Source organism: Macellibacteroides sp. (assembly GCF_050251695.1).
GTDB classification, from domain to species: domain Bacteria; phylum Bacteroidota; class Bacteroidia; order Bacteroidales; family Tannerellaceae; genus Macellibacteroides; species Macellibacteroides fermentans.
This window is the reverse complement of record NZ_JBFWMI010000165.1, coordinates 1-3,675: the sequence shown is the minus strand read 5'-3', so window position 1 is coordinate 3,675 and position 3,675 is coordinate 1. Positions and strand designations below refer to the sequence as shown.

Below are 3,675 nucleotides of genomic sequence, written 5' to 3'. Positions count from 1 at the left end.
ATTGTAGGACTTGCAGTTTTTCACGGTTTTAGTGCTATTCCTATATTTGGGGTTTTATATGTTTTGATTTATAATTCTTATTATATTGATAAGACATTTTTGGGAATGAGTCCTTTTTTAATTATTGTAATAATCGCTATGATAATAAACTTCCTATATTTTAGAAAGAAGCAAAGAGTGTTGTACAAACAATTTATAAAGATTCCCAAACAGGAAAAAAAGAGAAAGGATGTTTTATGTATTATTTATATTGCAGGTATCATCGTTGTAAATACATTTTTTGTTGCCTATTTTCGATCTAAAAATTTGGGATAGAAAAGATACTTAATGAAGTATGGCAATTGAGATATTTATATTAGTAAATAAAATTTCTCGAATGTTTCTTCATTTTGTATATGATGATAAAAAACATATCTATGTATTATTCCATAATGAGAAATACTATTTTTAATGATTTAGTGTTTTCAATTTAATATTAGAACTCATATTCGCAGCTAAATAATAAAATATGAAAATTACATTGCTCGGATCTTTATCAGTAAATTTTTTCAAATCGTCTAAATTATCTAAATTATCAGATATTGATGAATTATCAAAAAAACTTGATTTGTTCATGACTAAGCGAAGTTATGATAATTTAGTGGAAGAAATATCAGTAGAAATTATTTGTTCAGAACCTGAAATGGATTCTTTTTATCCAATTTTTCGTCCAAAGTATGTCTCTGAAAAGCATAAAACAATTCACAGTGTTCTTGATGTTCATCTTTATAAAATACTAATGTTTAATTTAAAAGTTGATTACGAATCGTTTTATCATTCTGATAAAGAGGAGGGGTTGCGTATTATCGCTCAAGCGATTCTTAAAAGTTTAGAAACATTAAAGTATCCGGTTAAACTAAAAAAGTTTGATAAACCAGGTTTTTACAACGATATGAAAACCTTTTTCATAAATGAAGGGCTGGTCGATAAAAATAGTTAGTTTACAGATCTTATTGCAATACAAAGTGCATCCGTAAAAATAATATAAAGCTACAGCAAATGAATTTTTTTGAATACTTATTTTGTCGTTTAACTTGGTTTAAACTGAAGGTAACTAAAGTAAAAGATGATACATTCCGGGTTGTGATGGTTCTTTCTGTATTACAGACTCTAAGTATAATACCCTTAGTTTTTTTGTTGATCTCTTTAATTGACGATTTATATTATTCAGAATTAATTTTAGCTTTAAATCCCTTTTTCATTATTTGTATTATAATTGCCATTATAAATTATAGAAGCTTTAAAAAGAAGCAGAAGAGACTCCTTAGGCAATTTAATAAAATTCCTACGCAAGAGAAAAAGATAAAAGATGTGTTTTGCATTGTGTATATTATTGCAAGCTTAATTATACTTCCCTTACTCATTCCTTATTTTAAGATCTGAAAATATTTTGCATATATGGTTCCCAGAGCCTTGTTTCCCCCAACCTAGGACCTTTTGGTTGGATTGTGTTACCTATTGAATGGTTTGTTCTATTATTGGGGGTGGGTTTGTTGTACTTTTGCGTTTCAAATTAGATAATACGTTAACAATTAAATTTTGAAAAGCATGCACTTGTCTTACTCTCCAACCGGTAATAACCGCATCGAAATAGCGGATGTATTACGTGGTTTTGCTGTATTGGGAATTACCCTTATCCATTTTATCGAACGGTTTAGTCTTTATAGTTATCCTGAAGAAACCTGTAATTTATTGTTGTTTACGGATAAGGTAATATGGGACAGTGTGTTTTTTGCCTTTTCAGGTAAGGCGTATTGCATTTTTGCACTTCTTTTCGGGTTCAGCTTTTTTATCCAGGATAACTCACAAAAGATTAAAGGAAAGGATTTTCGCCCCAGATTTGCCTGGCGGCTGGTTTTGTTGTTCTTTATTGCCTGCATCAACTCTTCTTTGTTTCCGGGCGAGATATTGATGCTTTATGCTTTGCTGGGGTATGTGATGATTGCGGTGTGCCGACTTTCATCCCGTTCCATTGCCATTATTGCGGGCATTCTTTTACTGCAACCGCTTGAATGGGGACAGATCATCATTGCGCTGTTGGATCCTGCATTTGTTATCAATGCTCAGCTGGATGCTCCTTACTGGGAGATCGTAAATACGGTTCAGAAGGAGGGCTCTTTTATCGAATTGTGCAAGACGGCTCTGTGGACGGGGAATATTGCCAATATGGGCTGGATGCTTCTACATGGAAGGGTTACGCAGACAGCAGGTTTGTTTATGGTTGGTATACTGATAGGGCGTAGCAATTTGTTTCACTATACGGAACAGAATATCCGTTTCTGGACGAAGGTGTTTATCGCTGTAACCATCGCCTTTTTCCCTATTTATGGTCTTACGGCTATTTTACCCGACTTTATCACCCGCGAGGCGCTTCTTGTTCCTTCTACCTTGTTGCTTAAGTCGCTCTCTAATATTGCCTTTACCGGAATCTTGTTTGCAGGGGTAATTCTTGTGTATTACCTTACAAAGCTGAAGGGGGTGCTCCACCAGCTTGCGCCTTATGGACGCATGAGTCTGACCAATTACCTGTCGCAGTCGTTAATAGGGGGATTCCTGTTTTATAACTGGGGATTGGGGCTTTATCGCTATACCGGCATCACCGTATGTATTCTTATAGGTGTAGGTGTATTCTTTATCCAGTTCTGCTTTTGCCGTTGGTGGCTTCGTTCGCATCCGCAGGGTCCGCTGGAATGGGTATGGAAGAAGGCAACCTGGATTAACGTAGGAAACCGGCTTTAATGGTTTAGTTGTGAATCTGGATGGTTTCGCCGCTTTGAGTTACGTTGTATCTTCTTAATGCAAACTTGGAGGGACCGGAGTAGGGGGTGCCTCCGTTGCTGATGTCGTAAACGGTTTTGCACTGCGGACAGGTGGCTGTGCCGTCGTTGTTGCCGGGTACAATCACAACATCGCGTCGGGCTTCGTTGGGGCAGCAGCGGTCGAACGCCATATATAGGTTGTCGTAGCTGTGTACGATTAGCAGTCCCGCATAGCCGGTATATTCTCCGGCGGCTCGGGGGGAGGTAAATTCTTTATAACTCAGCAGAGGCACCAGGTCTTTGTCGCTGTAGCGCAAATCCAGTTTAAACCAGACACGGGCATAGGGTATATCCGATTCCGTTATTTTGGAACAACTGCAGATTACCATCAACAACAATACTACAACAGCTCTTTTCATTCTTGGGGTGTTTGTTACGGTTTAAGAGATTAAAAACAGGTCTGCTATTGAAACGGAAAGCAGACCTGTTTCTTATTTCAGGAACGCAGAATTGTTTCAATTTCATTCAGCTCTTCGGCGGTGAAGTCCGGATTCTGAAGTGCGTTGAGGTTGTCTTTAAGCTGCTGAACGGAGCTGGTTCCCACAATGAGCGAGGTTACACGCGGGTCTTTCAGCACCCATACCAAAGCCATCTCGGCCAGTGTTTGTCCCCTTCGTGCGGCTACCTCATTCAGCTTGCCTACCTTGGCTATTACCTGGGGGGTAACCTGTTCTTTTTGCAGGAATCCCGAGGGTTTGGCTGCCCGCGAATTTTCGGGTATGCCGTGCAGGTATTTGTTTGTAAGCAGTCCCTGTGCCAGGGATGAGAAGGCGATGAGTCCTACGCCGTGTTGCTTGCCTACCTCCAGTACTTCGGG

At 38.5% G+C, this 3,675-nt stretch carries 5 protein-coding genes; 3 read left to right on the top strand and 2 right to left on the bottom strand.

The features are described 5' to 3' along the window. The 3 genes from AB7E53_RS14530 to AB7E53_RS14520 form a co-directional block, all read left to right on the top strand. Positions 1–315 (top strand): hypothetical protein (locus AB7E53_RS14530; RefSeq protein WP_446776500.1); only part of this gene is annotated, 315 nt, incomplete at its 5' end. Between the two features lie 193 nt (positions 316–508). Beyond that, a complete protein-coding gene (locus AB7E53_RS14525) occupies positions 509–979 on the top strand; it encodes a hypothetical protein (RefSeq protein WP_446776498.1) in 471 nt (156 codons plus the stop codon). Between the two features lie 608 nt (positions 980–1,587). Further along, positions 1,588–2,778 (top strand): DUF418 domain-containing protein, encoded by a 1,191-nt coding sequence (locus tag AB7E53_RS14520; protein WP_446776496.1) that lies wholly within the window; start codon positions 1,588–1,590, stop codon positions 2,776–2,778. Between the two features lie 4 nt (positions 2,779–2,782). Here the strand turns inward: AB7E53_RS14520 and AB7E53_RS14515 are convergent, their stop codons facing one another. Together AB7E53_RS14515 and AB7E53_RS14510 are read right to left on the bottom strand one after the other, a co-directional pair. After that, positions 2,783–3,217 carry a hypothetical protein gene (locus AB7E53_RS14515; protein WP_079684451.1) on the bottom strand — a complete coding sequence of 145 codons (435 nt, stop codon included), beginning with the start codon at positions 3,215–3,217 and terminating at the stop codon, positions 2,783–2,785. Between the two features lie 77 nt (positions 3,218–3,294). After that, positions 3,295–3,675 (bottom strand): aldo/keto reductase (locus AB7E53_RS14510; RefSeq protein ID WP_446776494.1); only part of this gene is annotated, 381 nt, incomplete at its 5' end.

What these genes read in the sequence shown, in the direction of transcription:
- AB7E53_RS14520 (WP_446776496.1), top strand. Translation starts at nt 1,588, where the DNA reads ATGCACTTGTCTTACTCTCCAACCGGTAATAACCGCATCGAAATAGCG.
- AB7E53_RS14515 (WP_079684451.1), bottom strand. Translation starts at nt 3,217, where the DNA reads ATGAAAAGAGCTGTTGTAGTATTGTTGTTGATGGTAATCTGCAGTTGT.
- AB7E53_RS14525 (WP_446776498.1), top strand. Translation starts at nt 509, where the DNA reads ATGAAAATTACATTGCTCGGATCTTTATCAGTAAATTTTTTCAAATCG.